The organism is Streptomyces sp. 15-116A (genome assembly GCF_025290915.1).
Taxonomy (GTDB): Bacteria; Actinomycetota; Actinomycetes; order Streptomycetales; family Streptomycetaceae; genus Streptomyces.
Genome location: NZ_JAOCQE010000346.1, coordinates 1 through 5,686 on the forward strand (window position 1 = coordinate 1; position 5,686 = coordinate 5,686).

Here is a 5,686-nt window from a genome sequence, read left to right on the forward strand (position 1 = left end):
CCTCCCGCCAGCGCCGCTCCCACTCCCCGGCGTCACCGCCGCACACCTCGACGTAGGCCAAGGTCACGGCCAGCGTGGGGAGTTGCCGCCCGGCCGCCGCCTGGGAGAGCGCGGTCACGGAGAAGGGGACCTTCTGCGCCATCGCCCGGTACGTCGGACGCCCCGCCGCCTCCCGCAGCGCGCGCAGCCGCGCGGCGAACCGCTGCACCGGACCGGCGTCCGGATCCGGGCTCCGCTCCCGCCGCCCCACCCCGTGTCCCGCCACCCGTGCCGCCCCGTTGTCCGCTCTGTTCGCGCTGAGCACTCGCCCGAACGCCCACCGTAGGGACGGGCCGGAAGCGGCGGCAAGGGCAACCGGCGCTTCCCCACAGGCCCTTCGCGGATTGTTCAGGGCCGGATCGGGGCTGCTGAACAACGGTGGCGTGCGCTGGAATCGGACGGCGGGGGAGCCCACGGGCGGCGCGGCCCGCGCATCGTCACGGGACCGCGCCGTCCCCGGGCGCCGGGGGAGCCGGGAGGGGGAGAGCCTATGAGCACCGAGGGCATGGCCCGTCGGCCGGGGAGTGTGACCCTGGCCGTGGTTCTGAACGCGCTGGGGACGTTCCTTGTTCTCGCCCTCTCGGGAGGCGGCCCGGGATCGCCGGGGCCGGCACCGTGGATGAGCGCGCTTTACCTGGCGTGCCTGTGGTTCGCCGTACGGGCGGGCCGCGGGCGGCGCACCGCGCGGACCCCCACCGTCTGTCTGACGGTACTGATGCTGGTGGCGGCGATTCCCCTCGCGCTCGGCGACGACCCGCTGTACGGCGGCACGACGCTGCTCCTCGGCGCCGCCCTCGCAGTCCCCGGCCTGCTCCTGCTGCACACGCGCGCAGCAGAGGCGCACGTGCGCGCCAGGACACCCGCGCATCACCTTCCGGAGGAGCAGTGACCCAGCCGCCGCCGCCCGCGTACGACCCGCCCGCGCCGACCGCGTACGACCCGGTGGCGGTCGCCCTCGGCAACGCTTCGCTGCCCGGTGTCGGCTATCTGCTGCTGGGCAGGCGCGCATGGTTCTGGACCGCCGCGGTGATCACGGTCGCGCTGGCCTGGACGACGATCGCGGTCGCCGAGACGTGGTGCGAGGTCCTTCTGCTGCTGTGGTGGGCCGCCGTCGTCACACACGGCCGGCTGCTGGCCCGGCGGCGGGCGGCCGGCCCCCGGTGGGGGCAGCGCCTGCTCGCCCTCGCCCTGGCCGCCGCAGTGTTCCCGGCCGCCGTGCTGCTGCGGCTGGACGCTCACGGGATCGCGGAAGACGTGACCGAGGCGCGTGAGGGCGGGGACTGCGAGGCGGTGACCGCCGCCCAGGAGAAGGTGTGGTGGGGGCACCGGCTCGCCGCCGCCCCGGTCGCCACACGCGGCGACACGGCCGTCGAGGCATGCGCCCGTGTGGGACGTGCCGAGGAGGAGCTGACCGCCGGCCTGACCGGCGACCTCGACGCCGTGGAGTGGGGTTACCAGCGGCTCGCCTCGGTCCTGAAGGAACCCGGCAACGAGGCGACGGTCCGGGCGGCCATGGACCGCTTCCTGGAAGCCCTGCCCACCGAGGACGCCTGCGAGACGGTGGCGATCACCGACTGGCTGCGCGAACGCAAGGCCGGCCGGAACGTCCTGGACCGCTCCGCGGCCACGGCGACCCGGCTCGCCCCGGCCGCGCTGCTGAAGTGCGGCGACACCCTGAGGGGCGAGTCCGCGTGGCCGCAGGCCCGGACGCACTACGAGCAGCTGCTGAAGGAATACCCGGGCGACAACCGCGCCGGCCAGGCCCGCAAGGGCATCCGCCAGGTCGTCCTGGCCGAGGAACTGTCCCAGGTCGAGGGCCTGGTCCGGGCGACGAACGGCATGAGCAGCGGCTACTGCGCCGACCCCGCCCGGTACAGCGGAGCCCCCGCCCGCCGCAAGGGCGGCAACCCGACCCTGTTCCTCGGGGACGACACCTACACGGGCCGGCTCCCCGCCGGCTGGCGCACCACCGACGCGCGCAAGGCCGCCCTGGTGGTGTGCGCGGGCGAGGCGGACTTCGGCAGCGCCGTCCAGACGTGCCCCTACCGCGCCGACGACACGGGGAGCATCACGAACGTCACCTTCCGCAAGATCAAGGTGCCGGTGCGCGTCTTCGAACTCCGCACCGGGAAACTGCTGTCCAAGCGCACCGTACAGATCGGCGGTTCCAGCTGCCCCGGGGCCTTCTTCACCTACGGCGGCGTCCCGTCGAACAAGTATGTGACACCGTCCGGCTCCGACATCCGGGACGCCTTCTCGTCCGTTGTCCGGCGGTGAGGCCGTCGGCACCGGTTCACGGCACAGTGGAGTCATGAACGCACATGACTCGGACCACGCGGCCACGCTCGCCCGCGCCCGCGTGGCGACCCGGCTGCCCGCCCAGGACCTCGACCGTGCGCGGCGCTTCTACGCCGACAAGCTCGGCCTGGAACCGGTCGACGAACGCCCCGGCGGGCTGCTGTACCGGGGTGCGGCCGGTGACTTCGCGCTCTTCACGTCCACGGGGAGCTCGCCGGGCACGTTCACCCAGATGGCCTTCGAGGTGGACGACCTCGACACGGTCGTGGCGGAGCTCAGACGGCGCGGTGTGGTGTTCGAAGAGGTCGACCTGCCCGGATTCCGTACGAAGGACGGCATCGCCGAGGTCGAGGGCAACTATCCGAGCAAGGGCGCGCGCGGAGAACGCGGCGCCTGGTTCCGGGACAGCGAGGGAAACCTGCTGGGCCTCGGTGAGCCGATCGTCTGACACGGTCCACGCATCGCGCTGATCGCCCGCGCCGGTGGCACAGTGGCGACATGTGCGGCCGATACGCAGCCACCCGCAGCCCCGACGACCTGGTCCAGCTCTTCCAGGTCACCGACTGGCGGCCCGAGGAGACGCTCGCGCCGAGCTGGAACGTGGCCCCGACCGACGACGTGTATGCCGTACTCGAACGCCGCCCGCGGCACGAAGGCGCCGGCGACGAGGTGCGCAGACAACTGCGCGCCCTGCGCTGGGGCCTGGTGCCGTCCTGGGCCGACGACCCGAAGATCGGCGCCCGCCTGATCAACGCACGGGTCGAGACCGTCCACGAGAAACCCGCCTTCCGCCGGGCGTTCGTCAGACGCCGCTGTCTGCTGCCGGCCGACGGCTTCTACGAATGGCGCCAGATCGACGACCCGGCCACGGGCAGGAAGCGCAAGCAGCCGTACTTCATCCACGGCGAGGACGACCAGGTGATGGCGCTCGCCGGGCTGTACGAGTACTGGCGCAGCCCGGACGTCGAGCGGGACGACGACCCCGCCGCCTGGCTGATCACCTGCACCGTCATCACCACCGAGGCCACCGACGCCGCGGGCCACATCCACCCGCGCATGCCGCTCGCCCTCACCCCCGGCGACTACGACGCATGGCTCGACCCCCGCCACCAGGACCCCGACGCCCTGCGCAACCTCCTGACCAGCCCCGCGGGCGGCCACCTGAACGCCCGCCCGGTCTCCACCGCCGTCAACGACGTCCGCAACAACGGGCCCGAGCTGCTCGAAGAGGTGACGTAGAAGAGCCCGCATCCGGGCGGGGCCGGTGGGCCGAAGAGATGACGCACCCCAGGGACGAGAGCCGATCCGCCGCAGCGGCATGGAGCAGCACGTGGACGACGACAACGGAACGCCGGTGGCCGACGTTCTCGTCGTCGGCGCGGGCGCGGCCGGCCTCAGCCTGGCGTACCGCCTCGCAACCTGCGGCAGCACCACCGTGACCCTCGTCGAACCGCCCGAGGGACCCCTGCGGCCCCCTGAGCGGACCTGGTGCTACTGGGCGCCCGACCCCGACGAGTTCGCGGACGCGGCCGACGCGACCTGGTCTCGCCTGCGCGTCCACGGCCCGGACGGCACCGAGGTCACCGTCGACCCCGCCCCGCTGCGCTACCGCATGCTGCGCTCCGCTCCGTTCGAGCGGCTGGTGTACGCCGCGCTGGACCGGCACCCCGGCGCGCGCGTGGTGCGCGCGACCGCCGACGCCGTACGGGAGGTGCCCGGAGGCGCCGAGGTCCGGTGCGTGACACCCGAGGGCCGGACGCTGGCGCTGCGCGCCCGCCGGGTGTTCGACTCCCGCCCGCCGCGCACCCTCCCACCGGCGCGGACGCTGCTGTTGCAGCACTTCCGCGGCTGGTTCGTACGCACCTGTGCGGAGCGGTTCGACCCGGCGGTCGCGGAACTGATGGACTTCCGGGTGCCCCAGCCGCGCCACGGGCTCGCCTTCGGCTACGTGCTGCCGCTGGCCGCCGACCGCGCGCTCATCGAGTACACCGAGTTCTCCCGGGCGCCGCTGACCGTGGACGCCTACGAGACGGCGCTGGGCCACTACTGCCGCACCGTCCTGCGCCTCGGGGCGTTCACCGTGGAGGCGGCGGAGCAGGGGGTCATCCCCATGACCGACGGGCGGTTCCCTCGCCGGGCCGGATCCGCAGTGTTCCGTATCGGGACCGCGGGCGGCGCCACCCGCCCCGCCACCGGCTACACCTTCGCCGCCGTGCAGCGGCAGAGCCGCGCCATCGCCGCCGCGCTGGGCGACGGGCGCGCGTCCGTGCCGCCGCCGTACGGGCGGAGGGCGCTGGCCATGGACGCGGTGCTGCTGCGCGCCCTCGACACCGGGCGGATCGACGGCCCCGAGTTCTTCACCCGCCTCTTTCGCCGCACCCCCGCGGAGCGCCTGCTGCGTTTTCTCGACGGAGCCACCTCACCCTGGGAGGACATCGGCATCGGACTGCACACCCCCGTCGCCCCGATGCTCCGGACGGCGATCGAACTCCCCTTCCTGCCCCGCCGCCCCCGGCCAGGACCCACCGCCGCCCCCCGACGCGAGGAGAGCCGACGATGACACTGCTGCGCGACCACGACCTGGCCCGCGCCTTCGACCACGCCGCGCACACCTACGACCGTCTCACGGCCCTCAACCCCGGCTACCGCACCGACCTCCTGCGCTCGGCGCGCCGCCTGCGGCTGCCGGAGGGCGGAGCCGGACTGCACCTGCTCGACCTCGGCTGCGGTACCGGCGCCTCCACCCGCGCCCTGCTGCGCTCCGCGCCCCGCGCCCGCATCACCGCCGTCGACGCCTCCTCGGGAATGCTGCGCCGCGCACTGGACAAACCGTGGCCGCCTCAGGTGCGGTTCCTGCACCTGACCGCCGAGGAGTTCGCGGCCGCCGGCGCCGGCCCCTTCGACGCGGTCTTCGCCGCCTACCTGTTCCGCAACGTCACCCACCCCGACCGGGTTCTCACCGCCGTACGGTCCCTGCTGCGACCAGGAGGACGGCTCGCCGTCCACGAGTACAGCCTCAGCGGCTCGGCGGTCCACCGGGCGCTGTGGAACGCCGTGTGCCGGGGCCTGATCATCCCGGCGGGCACCCTCAGCGGGGACCGGGCCCTCTACCGCCACCTGTGGAGCAGCGTGCTCGGCTTCGACACCGCCCCCGCCTTCGCCGAGCGGCTGCGGCGCGCGGGGTTCACGGGCGTGCGCGTCGCCCCCGTCGCCGGGTGGCAGACCGGGATCGTGCACACCTTCCTCGCCCGCAACGGCTCCCGCACCGCCACCCGGGGCGCCCGGTGAGCGCCCCGCGGAGCGCCGCCCGGCGGGGCCGCGACCGCAAGGCCGAGATCGTCATGCCCGT

General features: G+C 74.2%; 7 protein-coding genes. 6 read left to right on the top strand and 1 reads right to left on the bottom strand.

What is annotated here, in order from left to right:
* Positions 1-250: helix-turn-helix transcriptional regulator (locus tag N4P33_RS31720; RefSeq protein ID WP_260830406.1), on the bottom strand; the 250-nt coding region annotated here is incomplete at its 3' end.
* Positions 251-529: 279 nt separating this feature from the next.
* Between N4P33_RS31720 and N4P33_RS31725 the strand changes: the two genes are divergently transcribed.
* The 6 genes from N4P33_RS31725 (at position 530) to N4P33_RS31750 (ending at position 5,625) form a co-directional block, all read left to right on the top strand.
* Positions 530-928: a hypothetical protein gene (locus N4P33_RS31725; RefSeq protein ID WP_260830400.1), complete on the top strand. Its 399-nt coding sequence runs from the start codon at positions 530-532 to the stop codon at positions 926-928.
* Positions 925-2,316 carry a tol-pal system YbgF family protein gene (locus N4P33_RS31730; protein ID WP_260830401.1) on the top strand — a complete coding sequence of 464 codons (1,392 nt, stop codon included), beginning with the start codon at positions 925-927 and terminating at the stop codon, positions 2,314-2,316. The genes N4P33_RS31725 and N4P33_RS31730 overlap by 4 nt, the downstream gene beginning before the upstream one ends.
* A 34-nt stretch (positions 2,317-2,350) precedes the next feature.
* A complete protein-coding gene (locus tag N4P33_RS31735; RefSeq protein ID WP_260830402.1) occupies positions 2,351-2,785 on the top strand; it encodes a VOC family protein in 435 nt (144 codons plus the stop codon).
* A 50-nt stretch (positions 2,786-2,835) separates the two neighbouring features.
* Positions 2,836-3,576, top strand: a complete 741-nt coding sequence (locus N4P33_RS31740) for an SOS response-associated peptidase (RefSeq protein ID WP_260830403.1) — start codon at positions 2,836-2,838, stop codon at positions 3,574-3,576.
* A gap of 79 nt (positions 3,577-3,655) precedes the next feature.
* Positions 3,656-4,897: a lycopene cyclase family protein gene (locus N4P33_RS31745; RefSeq protein ID WP_399030487.1), complete on the top strand. Its 1,242-nt coding sequence runs from the start codon at positions 3,656-3,658 to the stop codon at positions 4,895-4,897.
* Complete coding sequence (locus N4P33_RS31750) at positions 4,894-5,625, top strand: methyltransferase domain-containing protein (RefSeq protein ID WP_260830405.1); 732 nt, start codon at positions 4,894-4,896, stop codon at positions 5,623-5,625. The genes N4P33_RS31745 and N4P33_RS31750 overlap by 4 nt, the downstream gene beginning before the upstream one ends.
* Positions 5,626-5,686 lie beyond the last annotated feature (61 nt).

Coding starts and splice junctions, on each gene's coding strand:
- N4P33_RS31725 (WP_260830400.1), top strand. CDS start 530: ATGAGCACCGAGGGCATGGCCCGTCGGCCGGGGAGTGTGACCCTGGCC.
- N4P33_RS31750 (WP_260830405.1), top strand. CDS start 4,894: ATGACACTGCTGCGCGACCACGACCTGGCCCGCGCCTTCGACCACGCC.
- N4P33_RS31735 (WP_260830402.1), top strand. CDS start 2,351: ATGAACGCACATGACTCGGACCACGCGGCCACGCTCGCCCGCGCCCGC.
- N4P33_RS31745 (WP_399030487.1), top strand. CDS start 3,656: ATGGAGCAGCACGTGGACGACGACAACGGAACGCCGGTGGCCGACGTT.
- N4P33_RS31740 (WP_260830403.1), top strand. CDS start 2,836: ATGTGCGGCCGATACGCAGCCACCCGCAGCCCCGACGACCTGGTCCAG.